We start from the raw sequence: 18,567 nt of genomic DNA, 5'->3' as shown, positions 1-18,567 counted from the left end.
CGTCCGTCGTCGTCATCCCGCGGGGTGGCGGCTGGGGCGACCGTGTCGCCGCGGCCGCACGCGAGCGCGGGCTGGACCCACGGATCGTCCCGTTGATCTCGTCAGCGCCGCCCGTGGATCCGGTCCCGTTGGAGACGGCGGCCTGGAGGCTCGGATCGCCTTCCGCCGCCGGTGACGGAACCTGCGCGGCTGGTTACGAATGGATCGTGGTGACCAGTGCGACGGCGGTGCGCGTCCTCGCCGGACGCGTGGCGGTCCTCCCGTCTGGTGTCCGCGTGGCGGCGGTCGGCGACCGCACCGCCCAGGCCGCCCGCGATGCGGGCTGGGCCGTCCACCTCGTCCCGGAGGACGCGTCGGCGCGCGGGCTCGTCGACGCGTTCCCGGACGTGTCCGGCGCGGTGCTCTTCCCGCGGTCGGACATCGCCGCTCCCACCGTCGTCGACGGCCTGCGCGCCCGCGGCATCGACGTGGACGACGTGGTCGCGTACCGTACCGTGGGGACCGGCGACGAGCCGGTCTCCCTCGACACGGTGCCGGATGCGGTCCTCGTGACGAGCGGCAGCGTCGCCCGCGAGATCGCCCGTCGGATGACCCCGCTCGACCCCCGCACGCTCGTGGCGTGCATCGGCCCCGGAACCGCCGCCGACGCCCGCGCCGCGGGACTGCCCGTGCACGTCGTCGCGCCGGCCCGCTCCGCAGAATCCCTCCTCGACGCCGTCGTCGAGATCCTGAACCAGAACGCCCCGAACAGGAAGGCACCTCAGTGACCGGCCGCTTCCCCCAGGTCCGCCCCCGCCGACTCCGCGCCACCCCGGCGATGCGTCGTCTGGTGGCCGAGACCCGTCTCCACCCCTCCGTGCTCGTGCTGCCGATGTTCATCCGCGAGGGAGCCACGTCCGCGGTGGACATCACGAGCATGCCAGGGGTGCAGCAGCACTCGCTCGACTCGTTCCGGCGCGCGCTCGTCGACGCCGCCGACGCAGGGATCGGCGGGGTGAACCTGTTCGGCGTGCCCGTCTCGAAGGACGCGACCGGTTCGGGTGCGACCGACCCCGACGGCATCCTCAACGTGGCGATCCGTGTCGCGCGTGAAGAGGTGGGTGACGCGCTCGTCGTGCAGTCCGACCTGTGCCTCGACGAGTTCACCGACCACGGGCACTGCGGTGTCCTGGCAGCGGACGGCAGTGTCGACAACGACGCGACCCTGCTGCGCTACCGCGACATGGCGGTCGCCCAGGCCGAGGCCGGCGCCGAGCTCGTCTGCATGAGCGGCATGATGGACGGCCAGATCGCCGCCGCACGTGACGCTCTCGATGCCGCGGGGTTCACCGGCACCGCACTCCTCGCGTACGCGGCGAAGTACGCGTCGGCGTTCTACGGCCCCTTCCGCGAGGCCGTGTCGTCGTCGCTCGTCGGCGACCGGCGGACCTACCAGATCGATGCCGCGAACGGTCGCCAGGGCCTCCGCGAGGTGGCTCTGGACGTGGACGAGGGCGCCGACATCGTGATGGTGAAGCCCGCGATGAGCTACCTCGACGTCCTCGCGTCGACCGCTGCGACGTCGCCGGTCCCGGTCTGGGCGTACCAGATCTCCGGCGAGTACGCGATGATCACCGCGGCGGCGCAGAACGGCTGGATCGACCGCGACGCCGCCGCGATGGAGTCGCTCGTCGGTATCAAGCGCGCCGGCGCCGACGCGATCCTGACCTACTTCGCGGTCGACATCGCCCGCACGCTCCGCCAGGAAGGCATCTGATGACGACCGCAGCTTCTCCCATGACGAACGGCCAGCTCTTCGGCCGCGCGAAGAACAGCATCCCAGGCGGCGTGAACTCGCCGGTCCGCGCCTACGGTTCCGTCGGCGGCACCCCGCGGTTCCTGGTGTCCGCGAAGGGGCCGTACGTCACCGACGCCGAGGGGCGCGAGTACGTCGACATGGTCGCGTCGTGGGGGCCCGCGATCCTGGGGCACGCCCACCCGGGCACGGTCGAGGCCGTCCAGCAGGCCGCCGCACGCGGGCTGTCGTTCGGTGCGTCGACCCCAGGGGAGACCGAGCTCGCCGAACTCGTGAAGCAGCGGGTGTCGGTCGACGGCGACGGCCCCATCGAGAAGCTCCGCCTCGTGTCCACCGGGACCGAGGCCACGATGACGGCGATCCGGCTCGCCCGCGGGTACACCGGTCGGGACCTCCTCGTGAAGTTCGCCGGGCACTACCACGGCCACTCCGACTCCCTGCTGGCCGAGGCCGGTTCCGGCGTCGCGACGCTCGCGCTCCCGGGGAGCGCCGGCATCACCGCGGAGACGGCGGCGCAGACCCTCGTGCTGCCGTACAACGACCTCGACGCCGTCCGCCGCGCGTTCGACGAGCACTCCGAGCGCATCGCCGGCGTCATCGTCGAGGCCGCCGCCGCGAACATGGGTGTGCTCGCGCCGGAACGTGGCTTCAACCGGGCGCTCGCGCAGATCGTGCAGTCGCACGGCGCGCTGCTCATCGTCGACGAGGTCCTCACCGGGTTCCGCGTCGGGTCTGCCGGGTGGTGGGGGCTCGAAGCGTCGAAGGTCGTCCCGGACGGTGCCGGGTGGAAGCCCGACCTGATCACGTTCGGCAAGGTCATCGGTGGCGGCATGCCCCTCGCCGCGCTCGGTGGTCGTCGCGAGGTCATGGACTTCCTCGCCCCGCTCGGCCCCGTGTACCAGGCGGGGACGCTCTCCGGGAACCCGCTGGCGGTGGCCGCCGGGATCGCCACGCTCCGTGCGGCGACGGCATCGGTCTACGAGTCGCTGAACCGGACGGCGTCGGTGATCTCCGCGGCGACGTCAGAGGCGCTGTCGGCCGAGGGGGTCGCGCACACCGTCCAGCGCGCCGGGAACCTGTTCTCGTTCGCGTTCTCGGAGCAGGCACCGCGCAACTACGACGACGTGCGGGCGCAGGACACCTGGCGGTACGCGCCGTTCTTCCACGCGATGCTCGATGCCGGTGTGACGCTGCCGCCGAGCGTGTTCGAGGCGTGGTTCGTCACGGCCGCCCACGACGACCGTGCCGTCGGAAGGGTGCTCGACGCGCTGCCGGCTGCGGCGAAGGCGGCTGCGGCGGCCACGGCCCCCTGACCGCTGGTTGGATGGCGGCATGCAACTCGCCGAAGCCCTCATCGAGCGGGCCGACCTGCAGAAGCGCATCGAGCAGCTCCGCGCCCGGATCGCGGGGAACGCCCGCTACCAGGAGGGCGAGGAGCCGGACGAGGACGCCGCTGCGCTCCTGGTCGAAGCCGAGTCGGCGATCGATGCGCTGGAGTCGCTCGTCGCCCGCATCAACGCGACGAACTCCGCCACCGTGCTCCCCGACGGCACGACCGTGACCACGCTCCTGGCGCGCCGTGACGCCCTCCGGCTCCGGCACGCGCTGGTCACCGGCGCAGCGGACGCGACGACCGGTGGTGGCTCGTACCGGCAGATGCGCAGTGAGCTCCGCACGTTCGCCGCACTGCCGACGGCGGGGCTCCGGTCACGTGCCGACGCCCTCGCGAAGGAGCTCCGTGAGCTCGACGCGACGATCCAGCGCACGAACTGGGAGGTCGCCCTGGCGGACTGACACGACGAGCACGCGGTGCGTCGGTAGGCGGACCGGGGCGGGTACGGACCCGATGGACCGGCGGGTGATCCGGTCCTCTGTCGGCGCCGTGGGCAGCGCCAGGCGCAAGCCGTGCACATCGCAGCCCAGCACCGAGCACCGGTGACGGCGCACAGGGCACATCGCAGAACCGCGTACCGACCGGACCACCGAGGGTGGGACAGGGGACAGCACCGCTTCCCGGCTAGGCCGAGCGTCGAGCGTGCCAGCGCCCCTCTGCGCGCACGATGGCGAGCGGGAAGTCGAACGCGTGCGACACGGCGGACGACGTGATCACCTCGTCGGCGCCGCCCTGCGCGACGGCGGCACCGTCCCGGAGCAGCATCGCGTGGGACGTGGACGCCGGCAGGTCCTCGAGGTGGTGCGTGACCATCACGCTGCCGAGGTCCGGGTGCCGACCGCGGAGGACGTCGATCGTCTCCAGGAGGTGCTCGCGCGCGGCGACGTCGAGCCCTGTCGCCGGCTCGTCGAGGAGCAGGAGCTCCGGCTCCGACATCAGTGCTCGGGCGATGAGCGCACGGCCGCGTTCGCCCTGGGACAGGACCGGCCACCGCGAGTCGCGACGTGCCGTGAGTCCCACCGAGGCGATGTGCTCCTCGGCGCGTGCGACCTCGTCCGCCGTCGGCTCCCACCGCATCATGAGGTCTGTCGTCCCGGTCAGCCCGGTCAGGACGGTCTCGAACACCGTCAGCGGGGAGAGCATGCGGTGCCGGGGGTCGACGTGGCCGATGTGCTCGCGGAGTACTCGGACGTCGACCCGGCCGAGCCGCGATCCGAGGATCTCGACCGTGCCGGCGGTGGGGTGCCCTGTCGCCCCGAGAACGGCGAGCAAGGTCGACTTGCCGGCGCCGTTCGGCCCGAGCAGGGCCCAGTGCTCGCCGCGCCGGACGGTCAGGTCGATGTCGCGCAGGAGGTCTCGGCCGGACCGGGTCACGCGGACGCCGGCGGCACTGATGAGGACGTCGTTCACGACTCCATCGTCCCGTACCGCGCGCGGACGTCGACGACGTGCGCGTCGAAGTGGGTGCCGAGCGTGTGGAACGCCTCCGTCACGGTGTCGGCGTCGCGGGAGTGGGCTGCCAGTTCGAGCAGCTGGAGGTAGTCCTCGACGGCCCACTGCCGGACCGGCGGCGGCTCCGGCAGGATGTACGCCAACCGGGAGATCACGACGCTCGTCGTCTGTCGCATGGCGCGGTTCGGGCTGCGGAGCGCGAAGAACCTGGCGATCTCGAGCAGCGTGCCCGTGTAGGCGAAGTCCCGGACCCTGGCCTCACGCCGGGTCCGAGCGACCAGGGCGTCCAGCTCGGCGACGTCCGCGTCGGTCAGGTCCGCGATGCAGGTCCGTGCGCACATCTCCTGCAGTCCGAGCAGCAGCCCGACCGTCTGCGCCCAGTCGTCGACCGTCGGCGTCGTCACCCGGACGCTGTCGTCGCGGTCGGGATCGGCGGCGACGAGCCCCATCACCTCGAGCCGGCGGATCATCGGCAACAGGCGCTGCACGGGGACCCGGAATCGTGCGGTGAGGTCCCGGAACGCGTACGAGCGACCCGGTTCGAGCGACCCGTCGCGCACGGATCCGAGGAGTTCGAACCAGACGTCGTCCGCGCGCCAGTCGGCCCAGTAGAGGGTCTCCGACGCTCCTCCAGCCGGGCGGGCCAGCGTGTCCGGCTCCCGGCCGAGTTCTCGGGCGCTCTCCGCCAGGTAGCGGTTCCACAGCCGCGCCAGCACGTGCGCGGCGCGTTCGGCGCTCCGGACGTCCCGGAGGCGGAGCGCCTGCGACGAGGAGGCCAGCCAGGCCTCGACGTCCGGGTTCCGCCACGGGGGTCTGGTGGCGAGGCCGTAGCGGGTCTGCTGCATCGACCGCACGAGGAGCCGTGCCGTGAAGGACTCCTGGCCCGTGCCCGCCCAGAAGTCGAGCGTCGCGAGCACCGTCGTGTCGAGCTCGTCGCCTCGGTCGGCGGCCGCACGACGCGTGGCGGCCACGAGGGCGGCGTACCGCTCGACGTCGTCGTCCGTCGCGACGGGCACCAGGGCGCGCATCGCCACCTCGACGACACCGACGAGCAACCAGGTGCCCTCGGCCCACGCCACCGGGTCGAGCGGCGGGAACCGCACCACGTCCCCGGGCAGCACACGGGCCAGGCCGATGTCCGCGAGCCGCTGCAGGGCGCCCTCGAGCACCGCTGGGTGCACGGCGAACCGATCGCAGAGCGCGAGCACGTCGTAGTCGGTGTCGTCGCGGAGCGAGCCGTCCCGGATGGCGGCGAGCACGGTGGTGAACGCCTCGTCGAACACGGGACGACGGTCCCTGTCCGAGCGCGCGTCGTCCATCGTCAGCCGCGCGCGGCGCGGACCGACTCGATGTGCTGCTCGAAGTTGCGCGTGAGTGCACGCCCTGCCTCGGCCGCGGTCTCGCCGTCGCGGTCCTCGAGCGCGGAGCGCAGGATCGAGAAGAAGGCCTCGGACTCGTACTGCTCGAACGCCGGCGTCGGGTTGAGCGTGAAGCGCACGCGCTCCAGGGCGCCGTCGGCAGCGACCTGCACGAGCGGGTTGCCGCCGTGCGCGATCGCGAACTCGATGATCTCGGTGACCGCGCCGCTGAACCCGTAGTCGCGGACCCTCCGGAGCCCGTCGGCACGGTCGAGGAGCTTCTCGAGCGCAGAGGCATCGGCGTCGGTGTACTCGGGAACGCCCCAGCGCAGGCTGAGCTCGAAGAACCCGGCCATGGCGCGCGTGGCGATCACCCAGTCGTCGATCGTCGGCGTCGCGACACGGGTGTACCGGTTCGCTTCCATCTCCACGAGCCCGATGTCGACGAGCTTCGCGATCGCCTCGCGGATCGGGGTGCGACTCACCCCGAGCCACTGCACCAACTCGTCGTCGTTGAGGCGTTCGCCGTGCTGGAGCGTGCCGTCGCGGAGCGCCGCGAGCATCTTGTCGTAGACGACGTCCCGCAGGAGCTTCCGGGGCGAGTTCTCGACGGTGGACTTCGGGACCGGCATCCGGGTGCTCCTCACATTGCGGCGTTCGGATTTGCAATCCTAACGTGTCAATATGCAAGCGCTTGAAGAATAACAGTATTGCAGTACGTCAGTACGATGTATCAACGATGGTTCGACCGTGCACCTGCCCAGCGACGATCGACGGCCCGAGCGCGATCGCCTCGGACAGACCGACCGTACGGGTGACGGACGCGAGCAGGGTCGGGTCGAGTTCGGCGGCGAGCAGGTTCCATGCCTCGCGCCGGAGCGCAGCCGGAGCGTCCACCGAGTTGATGCCGAGCAGCGACACCCCGCGCAGGATGAACGGCAGCACCGTCGTCTGGAGCTGGACGTCCTGGGCGAGCCCGCAGGCCGTCACCGCGCCGCCCCAGCGGGTCGAAGCGAGCAGGTTCGCGAGCGTCGCGCCGCCCACGCTGTCCACCGCGCCGGCCCACACCGCCTTCTGCATCGGCTTGCCGCGCTCCCCGAGCGTTCCACGGTCGACGACGTCCGTCGCACCCAGCGCCCGGAGCGACTCCGCGTTGCCCGGACGGCCGGTCGAGGCGGTCACCCGGTACCCGCGCCCGGCGAGGAGCGGGATGGCGACCGAACCGACGCCGCCGGAGGACCCCGTCACGAGGACCGGGCCGTCCGACGGGTCGACGAAACGGGCGAGCGCCAGGACGCTGAGCGCCGCCGTGAACCCGGCGGTGCCGATCGCGGCGGCGAAGTCCTCCGGCACCGAGTCGGGCAGCACCACGAGCGACGCCGACGGCACGACCGCCCGGGTCGCCCACCCGCCGTGCCGCGTCTCACCGGCGCCGGCGCCGTTCAGGACCACGTGGTCGCCGATCGCGACGTCGTGCACACCGGGGCCGAGCGCGGAGACCGTCCCGACCACGTCGATCCCCGGTACCAGCGGGTCGATCCGGGCGACGCCGGGGTCACCGGCCAGCGCGAGCCCGTCCTTGTAGTTGACACTGGAGTACGAGACGTCGACGAGGGCTTCGCCCTCGCCGGGGTCCGCCACGTCGACGGACGTGACGGCGGGGGCACTGGAACTGGAGACGAGGACGGCGCGGGTCACGCGCCGAACGCTACCCCGAGCCTCCAGTCAGGGCTCGACCGGAAGGCCGGACCGGACCGGAGGTCACCCGAACAGGATGGCGGCCTCGTCGAACCGCGACTGCGGCACGGTCTTCAGCTCGCCCAGCGCGTCCTCGAACGACACGTGCACGATGTCCGTGCCACGGAGCGCCACCATCCGTCCCCAGCGCTCCTCGACCACGGAGTCGATCGCCGCCAGGCCCAGGCGCGTCGAGAGCACCCGGTCGTACGCCGTCGGGGTGCCGCCGCGCTGGATGTGGCCGAGCGTCGTCGCACGTGTCTCGATACCCGTCATCTCCTCGATGAGCGGTGCCAGGCGCTCGCCGATGCCCCCGAGCCGCGGACGGCCGAAGGCGTCGAGCCCGCGCTCCGAGTGCGCGTTGTCCTCGTGGTCGGGGACGAACCCCTCGGCGACGACGACGAGCGGCGCGCGGCCGCGGTCGTACGCGGACCGGACCCAGGATGCGATCTGTTCGAGCGAGGTCTTCTGCTCCGGGATGAGGATCGCGTGCGCACCGGCTGCCATGCCGGACTGCAGTGCGATCCAGCCGACGTGCCGGCCCATCACCTCGGCGACCATGCAGCGCGAGTGCGACTCGCCGGTGGTGCGCAAGCGGTCCATCGCCTCGGTCGCGATCTCGACCGCGGTGTCGAACCCGAACGTGTAGTCGGTGGCGCCGAGGTCGTTGTCGACGGTCTTCGGGACGCCGACGATCTTCAGCCCGGCATCGGTGAGCCGCTTCGCCGCCGCCAGGGTGCCCTCGCCGCCGATCGCGATGATGGCGTCGATGCCGTGGCGCTCGAGCATGCGCTCGATGTTCTCCACGCCGCCCTTCTCGCCCTCGAACGGGTTCGTCCGGCTCGTCCCGAGGATCGTGCCGCCCTGCTTCGCGATGCCCTGGATGTCCTTGCGGCCGAGCGGCACGATGTCGCCCTCCACGACGCCGCGCCAACCGTCGCGGAAGCCCACGAACTCGTGGCCGTGGATGGCGATGCCCTTGAGGACCGCCGCACGGATGACCGCGTTGAGGCCGGGGCAGTCGCCGCCGGAGGTGAGGATGCCGATGCGCATGGTGGGACTCCGATGTCGGGTGTGTGGATCTGGTCCCATCTTGGCCGACGGTGGTTTCGCTTACCATCCCTGTCATGCGCCTCGCCCGTCTCGACCCGGCTCCGACCGGCGGCGTGCGACGGTTCGACACGGTCTACCGGCCAGGAGGCCCTGTGCACGTGGCCGCGACGCTCCGGCCCCTGCAGCGCGGCTCCGGCGACCCCGCGTTCCGGGTGGTCGGCTCGGACGTGTGGCTCGCGTTGCGGACGCCGGAGGGGCCCGCGTCGGTGGCGATCCGGCAGGCCGGGGACACGATCGGGATCTCCGCGTGGGGGGACGGCGCGGAGTGGGCGGTCGAGCACGGACCGGACCTGGTCGGGCGTGGGGACGACTGGTCCGACCTCGACGTGTCCTCGCACGCGTTCCTCGCCGACGCCCGACACCGGCAGCCGGGGCTGCGGCTGTGCCGGACGAACACGGTCGTCGCGATGCTCGTGCCGGCGATCATGGAGCAGAAGGTCACCTTCCGGCAGGCATGGGGTGCATGGCGGTACCTGTTGCGCGGGTACGGCACGCCCGCACCCGGGCCCGCTCCCGTCGGGATGATCGTGCCGCCGTCCGCCGCCGAGTGGGCGAAGGTGCCGAGCTGGGAGTGGCACCGGGCCGGCATCGAACCCGGGCGCTCGGCAACGGTCATGCGTGCCGTGAAGGTCGCCCCGGCACTCGAACGGACGCTGTCGCTGGGCCGCGGGGGCGCCGTCGTCGCCGCCCGGCTGCAGTCGATCCCCGGCATCGGCAAGTGGACCGCTGCCGAGACGGCGCAGCGCTCCCACGGCGACCCCGACTCCCCGAGCGTCGGGGACTTCCACGTGCCGGCGCTCGTCGGGTGGGCGCTGACGGGTGGCCCGGTGGACGACGACGGCATGCTCGAGCTCCTCGAACCCTGGCGTGGGCACCGCGAGCGCATCGTGCGGCTCATCGGCGGCAGCGGGTTCCGGAAGCCCGCGTTCGGCCCCCGCATGACGATCCAGGACCACCGCCACCACTGACCCGCGGTGCTCGCGTCCCCGCTTCGCACCCCGCCACGGACATCGCGCCCCGCCACGACGGGGCGCGATGTTCGTTCTGGGGCGCGGCAGGACTTCGCTCGCGGGGATAGGGTCCGAGTATGGGGTGGTGGATCGGAGCCGCGGTCGTGTTCGTCGGCCTCGTCGTGTTCTGGGTGTGGATGGCGAAGTTCACCGACCTCGGTGCTCGCTCGCGGGCCTTCGAGCAGAGTGACCAGGAGCTCGCCGACGCGTTGCGCGAGGCACAGCGCGGTCAGGACCAGGCGAACTTCTACCACCACCGCTGACAGCTCGGGAACCGGTGAGCGCCCTCACCCTGATGGTGCGGGGCGCCCGGGCGCCCGAGGCTACTTCTGCTCGGTGCCATCGGGGTTCACGACGTACCAGACCCCGCCGACGCCCTGCCCGGTGACGTCGCCCGGCTTCGCGTCCGCCGCGTAGGTGTAGATCGGGCGACCGTCGACCGTGACCTGGAGCTTCCCGTCGACGCCCGTGATCGTGCCGACGTCGCCCGTCACCCCGGACACGGCGGGCTTCGCCGCGTCGGACTCGATCGCCGGCCAGGCCGCGGCGCATCCACCCGTGCAGGTGCTCTTGCCGGAGCCCTTGACGTCCTCGTCGTAGAAGTACGCGGTCATGCCCTTCCCGTCGACCACGACGGTGCCGAGCGACGTGGAAGCGGTCGCGATGCCGTCGTCGGCACCGTGCCCGCCGCCGCTGTCGCCGCCCTGGTCGTCGGTGCCGTACGCGCCGCCGGCGGACGACGGAGACGACGACGCAGACGCCGATGCCGATGCCGATGCCGATGCCGATGCCGACGCGGCCGGAGCGGACGACCCGCCCGACGCCGACGACCCGGCCGAACAGCCCGCGAGCGCCAGCGCCGCGAACGCGACGCCCGCGACCATCAGCACGGAACGGGTGGAACGTGTGGTGCGCATGGGTGACCCCTGTCCTGCGGGGCCGAGCCGGGCCTCCCGGCACGAGCGGTCCCGCTCACCGGTGACACGGGTCGGCGGGCCGGATCGTTCGATCCCGGCCCGGATTGAACGATCTCGCTCCCTGCGTCGTTTCCCGGGCATGAGGACTCGGACCAAGGTGCTGCTCGGGATCGCCGCAGGCGTGGTCGTCATCGGCGCGGCCGGTGTGATCGGCGGACCGATCGTCTACGCGAACCTCGTGAACGGCTCGGCGGAGGCCGAACCGACGCTCGCCCCGACGGGCGGTGCGACGCTCGACCCGGCCGATGCCGACGGCACGTGGCAGGCGGGGAACGACTCCTTCGCCGGGTACCGGGTGCACGAGGTCCTCCGGGGCCAGGATGTGACCGTGACCGGACGCACGAAGGACGTCGACGCCACCGCCACCGTGGCCGACGGGTCGCTCGATCGTGCGACGGTCACCGTGCAGGTCGCCTCGATCGCCACCCCAGAGTCCGCCCGCGACGAGTACTTCCGCTCCCAAGCCTTGCAGACCGACCGCTTCCCGACCGCGACCTTCCGGGTGACCGACCCCGTCGACGTGCGGGCGGCGCTCGCCGGCACCGACCGGGACGTGACCCTCCGAGGCGACCTGACCATGCACGGCGTGACGAAGACGGTGGAGGCGGACGCGCAGCTCGGGGTCGACGGCGCCGGGCACGTCCAGGTCGCCGGGTCGATCCCGGTCACGTTCGCCGACTACGGCGTCGACGCGCCCGACCTCGGCTTCGTGAAGGTCGACGGCTCCGGCGCGGTCGAGTTCTCCCTCGAGCTGACGCGGTGACCGTGGGGGAGCGTCCGGCCGACGAACTGCTCCTGGCGCTGCACGCCGAGCACGGGGACGCGCTGCTGCGGTACGTGCGGCACCTCACCGCGGACCGTGCGCTCGCCGATGACGTGGTGCAGGAGACCCTGGTGCGGGCGTGGCAGCGACCGGCGGTGCTCGAGCGCGAGCCCGATGCTGCTCGGGCCTGGCTGTTCACCGTCGCGCGGAACCTCGTCGTCGACGACGCCCGCTCCGCCCGGCACCGACGCGAGTTCGGCAGTGACGAACCCGTCGACGAGGTGCAACCCGACCGGACGGACGCGGTGCTCGACGGCATCGTCGTCGCCGACGCACTCGCAGCACTTTCACCCGAGCACCGGCGGGTCGTCGTCGACGCGTACTGGCTCGGCCACACCGTCCCCGAGATCGCCCGCCGCCACGGCATCCCCGAGGGCACCGCGAAGTCCCGCCTGCACTACGGCCTCCGCGCACTCCGACTCGCACTGCAGGAACGAGGGGTGACCCGATGACCGAGGACCGCTACCGGGACTGGGACGCCGCGTACGTACTCGGCTCGCTGCCGAGCGACGAGCGGCTCGAGTACGAACGGCACCTGGAGACGTGCGCCGCGTGCCGCGCCGCCGTCGCGGAGCTGGCCGGCATGCCGGGACTGCTCGGCCGGTTGCCTGCCGAGGACGCCGTCGCGATCGCGGACCCGGACGGGAGGCCCGACCCGGCTCCGGCACGCCCGCTCGCCACGGTCGCGCACCGGGTCAGGACCCGCCGTCGCCGCCGCCGGGTGCTGGTCACGGTCACCGCGGGGCTCGCCGTCGTGGCCGCCGTGCTCGGCGGGGTCGCGATCGGCGCAGCACGGGTCGGTCCGGCTCCGACGTCCGTCTCCGCGGGGTCCGAGCGCTACGCGATGTCGCCCGTCGCGGCCGCCGGGCTGCGGGTGGACCTCGACGTGACCCGGAAGGCCTGGGGGACCCGGTTCGACTGGGGCTGCACGTACGGCGGCCGCGACTGGGGGAACGGCAGCAGCGTCATGTACGACCTCGTCGTTGTGCGGAAGGACGGCACCGACGAGACCGTGGCGTCGTGGACGGCGTCCGGGCGCTCGGCTGCCGGCCTCGCGGCGGCGACGGACGTGCCGATCGGGTCGATCGCGTCGGTCGAGGTCCGGTTGCACGGCGACACGAGGACCCTGGCGACCGTCCGGATCTGAGGGTCGTCCTGGTCAGTCGTGTACGGGGTCGACCGGGCCGAGCGCGTCCTGGACCCGGGCGCTGACCGACCGCAGCGTGTCCGCGTCGTCGCCCACGGGCTTCCAGAACAGCTGCTCGAGTGCAGCGGTGTGCGCGCGGATCCCGGCGAGCACCGCGCGGCGGCCGTCCGGCGTCATCACGACCCAGCTGCCGCGGCCGTCCGTCGGGCAGTCCGCGCGCTCGACCAGGCCGCGGGACACCATGCGCGTGACCTGGTGGCTGACGCGGGACTTCTCCCAGCCGATGCCGGCCGCGACGTCCCGCACCCGCAGTCGGTGGTCCGGTTGCCGGTGCAACCCGATCAGGATCTCGAACTCCGGGATCGAGATGCCCGCGCCGTGCTGGACGGCGTGGTCGAGGGCGCGGTCGAGACGTCTCCACACGTCGTGGTACGCGTCCCAGGTGGCCCAGTCGTGGCCGCCATCGCCCTGCTTCGACATGCGAGCAAGCGTATCCCGCTGACACATCGCTGACTGTTGGCCAGCACTCGGCGCGCTCCGAGGTGAGGTCGGTGCTGCGGCATACGATCAGACCATGCCGAGCGCTCGCCTCCAGGACTGCACCGACGACGCCGTCGCGCTCGTGCGACGCTGGCTCGCCGCATCCGCGGGGGTCAAGCCCGATCCGGGTGCGGCCCGGCTGGCTGGCGTGCTCCGCGACGAACAGGGCCTCGACTTCACGTTCGGATTCGTCGACAAGGTGATCCGCCCGGAAGACCCCCGCGTCGCCGCACGGAACCTCGAGAAGGTCAGCCAAGACGTCCCCGACTTCCTCGCCTGGTACCTCCGCGGCGCGGTGACCTTCGGCGGCGGCTTCGCGACGATGGCGCCGTGGGCCGTCATCCCCACGGCACGGAAGATCCTGCGCCGGATGACCGGCCACCTCGTCGTCGACGCGACCCCGGCGAAGCTCGGTCCGGCGCTCGCCAAGATCGGCGGCGACGGCACCCGGCTCAACGTGAACCTGCTCGGCGAGGCCGTCCTCGGCAGCGCCGAGAGCGACCGTCGGCTCCAGGGCACGATGGACCTCCTCGCGCGGGACGACGTCGACTACGTCTCGATCAAGGTCAGTGCCGTGGTCCCGCAGATGTCGATGTGGGCGTTCGACGAGACCGTCGACCGCGTCGTCGACCGCCTCGTGCCGCTCTACCGGCTGGCGGCGTCGAGCCCCACGCCGAAGTTCATCAACCTCGACATGGAGGAGTACCGCGACCTCGACGTCACGCTCGCGGTCTTCCAGGAGCTGCTGGGGCGCGAGGAGTTCCTCGGCCTGCACGCCGGCATCGTGCTGCAGGCGTACCTGCCGGACGCCGCGGGGGCGCTCGAGTCGCTGACGTCGTGGGCGATCGCCCGCCGGGCACGCGGTGGTGCCCCCGTGAAGGTCCGGCTCGTCAAGGGTGCCAACCTCGCGATGGAGCGCGTCGAGTCGATCGTGCACGACTGGCCGCTCGCGACGTGGGGCAGCAAGCGCGAGACCGACACCGCGTACCTCCGGATGCTCGACACCGCCCTGACGCCCGAGCGCACCGACGCCGTCCGCATCGGCGTCGCCGGGCACAACCTCTTCGACCTCGCGACCGCGTGGGTGCTCGCCCAGCGCCGCGGGGTGACCGACGCCGTGGACGTGGAGATGCTCCTCGGCATGGCCGCCACGCACGCCGACGCCGTCCGCGACGACGTCGGACAGATCCTCCTCTACACACCCGTCGTCCAGCCGGACGAGTTCGACTCCGCGATCGCCTACCTGGCTCGGCGCCTGCAGGAGAACGCCAGCCCCGAGAACTTCATGTCGGGGGCGTTCGACATCGACCACGACCAGGCCGTGTTCGACCGGGAACTCGCCCGTTGGACCGCGTCCGTCGCGGCGCTCGACGACCCGGTGCAGGCGACGAACCGCACGCAGGACCGACGACGCCGCCCGGCCGAACCCGGCCCGCGCGACCACTTCGCCAACGTCCCGGACACCGACCCGGCGATCCCCGCGAACCGAGCGTGGGCGGCGGACGTCCTCCGCCGCGTGCCCCGGTCGCAGCTCGGCATCCAGACCATCCGCGGCGCACGGGTCCTCGACCGCACCAAGCTCGAACGGATCGTCGGCAGCACCGCCCAGGCCGGCGTGAACTGGGGCCGTCAGGACCCAGGTGACCGCGCCGAGCTGCTCGACCTGATCGGGCACGAGCTCGAGGTCCGGCGCGGCGACCTCATCGAGGTGATGGCGGCCGAGACCGGCAAGACCATCACCGAGGCCGACGCCGAGGTCAGTGAGGCGATCGACTCCGCCCACTACTACGCCGACCAGGCTCGCGGGCTCGCGTCCGTCACCGGTGCGCGGTACGTGCCACCGCGACTGACCGTCGTCGTGCCGCCGTGGAACTTCCCCGTCGCGATCGCCGCCGGTGGGGTGCTCGCTGCGCTCGCCGCCGGCAGCGGGGTCGTCCTGAAGCCCGCCCCGGAAGCGAAGCGCTCCGGTGCCGTCCTCGCCGACGTGCTCTGGGACGCGGGAGTCCCGCACTCGCTGCTGCAGCTCGTCGACCTCGACGAGGACATCCTCGGCCGACAGCTGATCGCGCACCCGGCCGTCGACCGCATCATCCTCACCGGGGCCGCCGAGACCGCCAGGTCCTTCACGTGGTGGCGAGCCGGGCTGCCCCTCACCGCCGAGACCAGCGGGAAGAACGCCATCGTCGTGACGCCGTCGGCCGACCTCGACCTCGCCGTGCAGGACGTCGTCCGATCGGCGTTCGGGCATGCCGGCCAGAAGTGCTCCGCTGCGTCGCTCGTCATCCTCGTCGGGTCCGTCGCCGAGAGCGAGCGGTTCCGTCGGCAGCTCGTGGACGCCACCAGGACGCTCCGGGTCGCCTGGCCCGACGACCCCACGGCGCAGATGGGTCCGCTCATCGCCGAGCCGAAGGGCAAGCTCCGCACGGGTCTGACCGAGCTCGGCCCGGGGGAGTCCTGGCTCGTGCAGCCGGTCCCGCTCGACGACTCCGGCCGGCTCTGGTCGCCCGGCATCCGCGACGGCGTCCGTCCCGGGAGCGACTTCCACCAGACCGAGCACTTCGGGCCGGTGCTCGGGATCATGCACGCCGAGACCCTCGACGACGCGATCGCGATCCAGAACGGCACCGACTTCGGCCTCACCGCGGGGATCCACTCCCTCGACGTCGACGAGGTGGCCGACTGGATGCACCGCGTCCAGGCGGGCAACCTGTACGTGAACCGCGGCATCACCGGGGCGATCGTCCGACGCCAACCCTTCGGCGGGTGGAAGCAGTCCTCCGTCGGCACGGGTACCAAGGCGGGTGGTCCGATGTACGTCGCGACCCTCGGCCGCTGGGAGCCGACACCGCGCAAGGTCCACAAGAGCATCCAGCTGCACGGTCTCCCGCCGCGGGTCACCGCCGTGATCGAGGCAGCACGCAGCGGGTTGACCTTCGAGGAGTTCGACCAGGTCCGGGCCGGTGCCATCAGCGACGTGCAGGCCCGCACGGAGCAGTACGGCGTCTCGCACGACCCCTCGGCGCTCGTCGTGGAGCGGAACGTCTTGCGCTACCGCCCGCAGTCGATCATCGTGCGCCAGTCCGAGGATGCGTCGAGCGGGGACCTCGTCCGTGCGCTCGTCGCCGCCGCCGCCGCGCGCGCACACATCCTCCTGAGCACGGCGCGGCCGTTGCCCGGTCCCCTCACCCAGCTGTTCGCGTCGAGCAGATCCCCGCTCGACGTGGTCGACCACCTGGTCGAGTCGGACGAGGAGTTCCACCGTCGCGCGGCATCGGGCGACGTCTTCCGCGACAGCTGGTCGAGCCCGTCCGACGAACCGGAAGACGCCCTCGACGTCGTCCTGTCACAGGGTCGCGAGCGCCCGAAGCACACGGCCTTCGGCGGACCGGGTGCGCGCATCCGCCTGCTCGGCGGGGACGCCCTCGCGCTGGAGGAAGCGCTCGGCGCCAGCATCGACGTCGCGATCCACCACGCTCCCGTCGTCGAGTCGGGGCTGATCGAGATGCTGCCCTACCTCCGCGAGCAGTCGGTGTCGATCACCACGCACCGCTTCGGCGACGTCGACCGCGAGTTCGCCGAGCTCCGCGTCTGAGCGTCAGCCGCCGCCCGCGAGGTCGAGCAGCGCGACGAGGCCGGCCGGATCCGGTGCGTACCCGGAGTCGCGCTCCGACCGTCGTGCGCCGTAGAGCTCGTAGGCCCTGAGCGCCGTCTCTGGCTCCAGCGCGCCCGACGTGAGCGCCGCCACCTCGGCCGCCCGCGCGTCGAAGGGAGTGGCGACCCGGTGGTGGACGGTCCCTGCTGCCAGGTCGGCGGCGCGCATCGACTCGACCAGTGCCTCCCGTCCGATCCCCAGGACCAGGTGCAGGCCGATGAGCAGGTTGCCGCGACCGAGCCGCGTCGCGGCGAGGGCCGCATCGAACCGCACGGCGTTGTCGACGGGAGCCTCCGGCAGGACGAGTGTCGACCCGTTGGCCGTCAGGTCGACCCGACGGCCATCCCGGGTGACCAGGCGGAGCACCTGCCCGTCCTCCGCGACGGACTCCTGCCAGGCCCACAGCCGGGTGTCGAGCAGCCGCTCGACGTCGAGGTGCTCGGACGTCGAGACCTCCACGTCGAGGTCGCTCCACTCGTCCAGGTCCCCGTCGACGAGCGAACCGTACGCACGCACGCTCCCGTCCGGCAGCGCGGCGCACAGTCGCTCGAACAGTTCCGCCTGCCACGTCGCCATCGCTCCAGCATGCCCGATCACGGTGTCGGGATGGCACCGACAGCACGCACGCTCGCCGCGCGCGGTCCGGTCTGGACGCATCCGAACTGGAGGCCCTGCGCACGTTCCGCGCGCGCGTCACGTGAGTCGCGCCTCCCGTCCAGGGCCGCGGTCGCCCCTATCGTGGAGCGATGCGGCACCTGATCCGACTCGACGACTGGACGGCCGCCGACGCGGCGGCCGTGTTCGCCCTCGCGGACGCCTACCGCGGCGGCACGGGGCCGGTGACGGACGGTGCGGCGGTGATGTTCTTCCCGCCGTCGAGTCTGCGCACGCGGGTCTCGTTCGAGCGGGGCGCGCAGCTGATGGGCCTGCAGCCGATCGTCTTCCCGCCGGAGACGCTCGACAAGTCCGAGGCGCTCGGCGACGTCGCGGGGTACCTGGCGCAGTGGGCCGACGTCGTCGTCGCCCGGCACCCGTCGATCGCGGTGCTCGAGGACCTGGCAGGTGCGGACGCGCTCCCCGTGGTGAACGCGATGACCGACGAGAACCACCCCTGCGAGGTGCTCTCCGACGTGTACGCGCTGTCACGGCAGAGCGACGTCCGCGCGCTGCGCTTCCTGTTCGTCGGCGCGGACGGCAACATCGCGCGGGCGTGGCAGGAGGCCGCCGCGCTCTTCGACCTCGTCCTCGTCCAGTGCTGCCCCGACGGACTCGCGACGCCGGGAGCGGTGTGGACGGACGACCTCTCGACCGCGATCCGTTCGGCGGACGTCGTACTGACCGACGGGCCGGGTCGACACGCTGCGGCACTGGAGCGCTTTCGGATCACCACGGAGCTGCTGGCGACCGCACCGTCCGGCGTGCGGTTCGCTCCGTGTCCACCCTTCGTCCGCGGGCGGGAGGCGACCGCCGGGGCGCTCGCGGGGGAGGCCTTCGTCGGGTACGGGTTCAAGCGGTCCCTGTTGCCCGTGCAGCAGGCCGTGCTGGCGTACTGCCTCGGCCTCGGCTAGCG

The 18,567-nt window shown here is 72.4% G+C and carries 19 protein-coding genes; 11 read left to right on the top strand and 8 right to left on the bottom strand.

All coding sequences use genetic code 11. The features are described from left to right. Positions 1 to 14: 14 nt before the first annotated feature. Genes ACEN9V_RS11145 through ACEN9V_RS11130 form a run of 4 tightly spaced genes read left to right on the top strand, consistent with a single transcriptional unit; the run spans position 15 to position 3,589 of the window. On the top strand, positions 15 to 767 hold the full coding sequence (locus ACEN9V_RS11145) for a uroporphyrinogen-III synthase (RefSeq protein ID WP_413603055.1): 753 nt from the start codon (positions 15 to 17) through the stop codon (positions 765 to 767). Continuing rightward, complete coding sequence (gene hemB / locus ACEN9V_RS11140) at positions 764 to 1,756, top strand: porphobilinogen synthase (RefSeq protein ID WP_413600362.1); 993 nt, start codon at positions 764 to 766, stop codon at positions 1,754 to 1,756. The genes ACEN9V_RS11145 and hemB overlap by 4 nt, the downstream gene beginning before the upstream one ends. Next, a complete protein-coding gene (gene hemL / locus ACEN9V_RS11135) occupies positions 1,756 to 3,108 on the top strand; it encodes a glutamate-1-semialdehyde 2,1-aminomutase (RefSeq protein WP_413600361.1) in 1,353 nt (450 codons plus the stop codon). The genes hemB and hemL overlap by 1 nt, the downstream gene beginning before the upstream one ends. A 19-nt stretch (positions 3,109 to 3,127) precedes the next feature. After that, positions 3,128 to 3,589 (top strand): DIP1984 family protein, encoded by a 462-nt coding sequence (locus ACEN9V_RS11130; protein ID WP_413600360.1) that lies wholly within the window; start codon positions 3,128 to 3,130, stop codon positions 3,587 to 3,589. A gap of 223 nt (positions 3,590 to 3,812) precedes the next feature. Here the strand turns inward: ACEN9V_RS11130 and ACEN9V_RS11125 are convergent, their stop codons facing one another. From ACEN9V_RS11125 to ACEN9V_RS11105, 5 genes are all read right to left on the bottom strand, one after another. Beyond that, entirely contained in the window at positions 3,813 to 4,598 is a 786-nt protein-coding gene (locus tag ACEN9V_RS11125) for an ABC transporter ATP-binding protein (protein WP_413600359.1), read from the bottom strand. After that, positions 4,595 to 5,923 carry an FCD domain-containing protein gene (locus tag ACEN9V_RS11120; protein WP_413600358.1) on the bottom strand — a complete coding sequence of 443 codons (1,329 nt, stop codon included), beginning with the start codon at positions 5,921 to 5,923 and terminating at the stop codon, positions 4,595 to 4,597. The genes ACEN9V_RS11125 and ACEN9V_RS11120 overlap by 4 nt, the downstream gene beginning before the upstream one ends. Before the next feature lie 38 nt (positions 5,924 to 5,961). After that, the gene (locus ACEN9V_RS11115; RefSeq protein ID WP_413600357.1) at positions 5,962 to 6,630 is read right to left on the bottom strand and encodes a GntR family transcriptional regulator; all 669 of its coding nucleotides are present in this window, start codon (positions 6,628 to 6,630) and stop codon (positions 5,962 to 5,964) included. A gap of 88 nt (positions 6,631 to 6,718) precedes the next feature. Continuing rightward, the gene (locus ACEN9V_RS11110) at positions 6,719 to 7,696 is read right to left on the bottom strand and encodes an MDR family oxidoreductase (RefSeq protein WP_413600356.1); all 978 of its coding nucleotides are present in this window, start codon (positions 7,694 to 7,696) and stop codon (positions 6,719 to 6,721) included. Positions 7,697 to 7,759: 63 nt separating this feature from the next. Continuing rightward, complete coding sequence (locus ACEN9V_RS11105; protein ID WP_402727667.1) at positions 7,760 to 8,788, bottom strand: 6-phosphofructokinase; 1,029 nt, start codon at positions 8,786 to 8,788, stop codon at positions 7,760 to 7,762. Positions 8,789 to 8,862: 74 nt separating this feature from the next. Here ACEN9V_RS11105 and ACEN9V_RS11100 point away from each other — a divergent pair, with 74 nt between their 5' ends. Then, positions 8,863 to 9,816: a DNA-3-methyladenine glycosylase family protein gene (locus tag ACEN9V_RS11100; protein WP_413600355.1), complete on the top strand. Its 954-nt coding sequence runs from the start codon at positions 8,863 to 8,865 to the stop codon at positions 9,814 to 9,816. Between the two features lie 119 nt (positions 9,817 to 9,935). Continuing rightward, positions 9,936 to 10,121: a hypothetical protein gene (locus tag ACEN9V_RS11095; protein ID WP_413600354.1), complete on the top strand. Its 186-nt coding sequence runs from the start codon at positions 9,936 to 9,938 to the stop codon at positions 10,119 to 10,121. Between the two features lie 60 nt (positions 10,122 to 10,181). Here ACEN9V_RS11095 and ACEN9V_RS11090 read toward each other — a convergent pair whose 3' ends face one another. Beyond that, a complete protein-coding gene (locus ACEN9V_RS11090) occupies positions 10,182 to 10,775 on the bottom strand; it encodes a hypothetical protein (protein WP_413600353.1) in 594 nt (197 codons plus the stop codon). Between the two features lie 139 nt (positions 10,776 to 10,914). Here ACEN9V_RS11090 and ACEN9V_RS11085 point away from each other — a divergent pair, with 139 nt between their 5' ends. Genes ACEN9V_RS11085 through ACEN9V_RS11075 form a run of 3 tightly spaced genes read left to right on the top strand, consistent with a single transcriptional unit; the run spans position 10,915 to position 12,805 of the window. Next, the gene (locus ACEN9V_RS11085) at positions 10,915 to 11,598 is read left to right on the top strand and encodes a YceI family protein (protein ID WP_413600352.1); all 684 of its coding nucleotides are present in this window, start codon (positions 10,915 to 10,917) and stop codon (positions 11,596 to 11,598) included. After that, complete coding sequence (locus ACEN9V_RS11080) at positions 11,595 to 12,110, top strand: sigma-70 family RNA polymerase sigma factor (RefSeq protein ID WP_413600351.1); 516 nt, start codon at positions 11,595 to 11,597, stop codon at positions 12,108 to 12,110. Before ACEN9V_RS11085 ends, ACEN9V_RS11080 begins: the two co-directional genes overlap by 4 nt. Further along, positions 12,107 to 12,805: an anti-sigma factor family protein gene (locus ACEN9V_RS11075; protein ID WP_413600350.1), complete on the top strand. Its 699-nt coding sequence runs from the start codon at positions 12,107 to 12,109 to the stop codon at positions 12,803 to 12,805. The genes ACEN9V_RS11080 and ACEN9V_RS11075 overlap by 4 nt, the downstream gene beginning before the upstream one ends. Before the next feature lie 12 nt (positions 12,806 to 12,817). Here ACEN9V_RS11075 and ACEN9V_RS11070 read toward each other — a convergent pair whose 3' ends face one another. Continuing rightward, positions 12,818 to 13,285, bottom strand: coding sequence for a MarR family winged helix-turn-helix transcriptional regulator (locus ACEN9V_RS11070; RefSeq protein ID WP_402727672.1), 468 nt, complete (start codon positions 13,283 to 13,285; stop codon positions 12,818 to 12,820). Between the two features lie 94 nt (positions 13,286 to 13,379). Here ACEN9V_RS11070 and ACEN9V_RS11065 point away from each other — a divergent pair, with 94 nt between their 5' ends. Then, a complete protein-coding gene (locus tag ACEN9V_RS11065) occupies positions 13,380 to 16,937 on the top strand; it encodes a bifunctional proline dehydrogenase/L-glutamate gamma-semialdehyde dehydrogenase (protein WP_413600349.1) in 3,558 nt (1,185 codons plus the stop codon). A gap of 3 nt (positions 16,938 to 16,940) precedes the next feature. Here ACEN9V_RS11065 and ACEN9V_RS11060 read toward each other — a convergent pair whose 3' ends face one another. Next, positions 16,941 to 17,573, bottom strand: a complete 633-nt coding sequence (locus ACEN9V_RS11060; RefSeq protein WP_413600348.1) for a nucleotidyltransferase domain-containing protein — start codon at positions 17,571 to 17,573, stop codon at positions 16,941 to 16,943. A 170-nt stretch (positions 17,574 to 17,743) separates the two neighbouring features. Between ACEN9V_RS11060 and ACEN9V_RS11055 the strand changes: the two genes are divergently transcribed. Further along, positions 17,744 to 18,565, top strand: a complete 822-nt coding sequence (locus ACEN9V_RS11055) for an ornithine carbamoyltransferase (protein WP_413600347.1) — start codon at positions 17,744 to 17,746, stop codon at positions 18,563 to 18,565. Positions 18,566 to 18,567: the final 2 nt, after the last annotated feature.

The organism is Curtobacterium sp. Curtsp57 (genome assembly GCF_047324335.1).
Lineage (GTDB): Bacteria > Actinomycetota > Actinomycetes > Actinomycetales > Microbacteriaceae > Curtobacterium.
The sequence above is the reverse complement of the archived record's forward strand: the minus strand, read 5'-3'. Positions and strand labels throughout refer to the sequence as shown.

What these genes read in the sequence shown, in the direction of transcription:
- hemL (WP_413600361.1), top strand. Translation starts at nt 1,756, where the DNA reads ATGACGACCGCAGCTTCTCCCATGACGAACGGCCAGCTCTTCGGCCGC.
- ACEN9V_RS11130 (WP_413600360.1), top strand. Translation starts at nt 3,128, where the DNA reads ATGCAACTCGCCGAAGCCCTCATCGAGCGGGCCGACCTGCAGAAGCGC.
- ACEN9V_RS11115 (WP_413600357.1), bottom strand. Translation starts at nt 6,630, where the DNA reads ATGCCGGTCCCGAAGTCCACCGTCGAGAACTCGCCCCGGAAGCTCCTG.
- ACEN9V_RS11105 (WP_402727667.1), bottom strand. Translation starts at nt 8,788, where the DNA reads ATGCGCATCGGCATCCTCACCTCCGGCGGCGACTGCCCCGGCCTCAAC.
- ACEN9V_RS11100 (WP_413600355.1), top strand. Translation starts at nt 8,863, where the DNA reads ATGCGCCTCGCCCGTCTCGACCCGGCTCCGACCGGCGGCGTGCGACGG.
- ACEN9V_RS11095 (WP_413600354.1), top strand. Translation starts at nt 9,936, where the DNA reads ATGGGGTGGTGGATCGGAGCCGCGGTCGTGTTCGTCGGCCTCGTCGTG.
- ACEN9V_RS11090 (WP_413600353.1), bottom strand. Translation starts at nt 10,775, where the DNA reads ATGCGCACCACACGTTCCACCCGTTCCGTGCTGATGGTCGCGGGCGTC.
- ACEN9V_RS11085 (WP_413600352.1), top strand. Translation starts at nt 10,915, where the DNA reads ATGAGGACTCGGACCAAGGTGCTGCTCGGGATCGCCGCAGGCGTGGTC.
- ACEN9V_RS11075 (WP_413600350.1), top strand. Translation starts at nt 12,107, where the DNA reads ATGACCGAGGACCGCTACCGGGACTGGGACGCCGCGTACGTACTCGGC.
- ACEN9V_RS11070 (WP_402727672.1), bottom strand. Translation starts at nt 13,285, where the DNA reads ATGTCGAAGCAGGGCGATGGCGGCCACGACTGGGCCACCTGGGACGCG.
- ACEN9V_RS11065 (WP_413600349.1), top strand. Translation starts at nt 13,380, where the DNA reads ATGCCGAGCGCTCGCCTCCAGGACTGCACCGACGACGCCGTCGCGCTC.
- ACEN9V_RS11060 (WP_413600348.1), bottom strand. Translation starts at nt 17,573, where the DNA reads ATGGCGACGTGGCAGGCGGAACTGTTCGAGCGACTGTGCGCCGCGCTG.
- ACEN9V_RS11055 (WP_413600347.1), top strand. Translation starts at nt 17,744, where the DNA reads ATGCGGCACCTGATCCGACTCGACGACTGGACGGCCGCCGACGCGGCG.